Origin of the sequence: uncultured Metabacillus sp. (assembly GCF_947503125.1) — a bacterium.
Lineage (GTDB): Bacteria > Bacillota > Bacilli > Bacillales > Bacillaceae > Metabacillus.
In genome coordinates this window covers 1-204 of sequence record NZ_CANNCR010000242.1, presented here as the reverse complement: position 1 = coordinate 204, position 204 = coordinate 1, and the positions used below count along the sequence as shown (strand labels likewise).

Genomic DNA, 204 nt, shown 5'->3' with positions numbered 1-204 from the left:
TTTTAGTACGTTGTTTGTTAATCGAAATTAACGTTGGCACGCTTGGTTTTGTTTAGTTTTCAAAGATCATTTTTTAATGACAACTATATTAGAATATCAAATCCATATTGTGTTGTCAAGAATTTTTTTGGTGGAGCCTAGCGGGATCGAACCGCTGACCTCCTGCGTGCAAAGCAGGCGCTCTCCCAGCTGAGCTAAGGCCCC

Annotated in this window: 1 tRNA gene; it reads right to left on the bottom strand. The window is 41.2% G+C overall.

Annotation, left to right across the window (positions count from 1 at the left end):
• Window positions 1-128: 128 nt before the first annotated feature.
• A tRNA-Ala gene (locus Q1B07_RS27010) sits at window positions 129-204 on the bottom strand.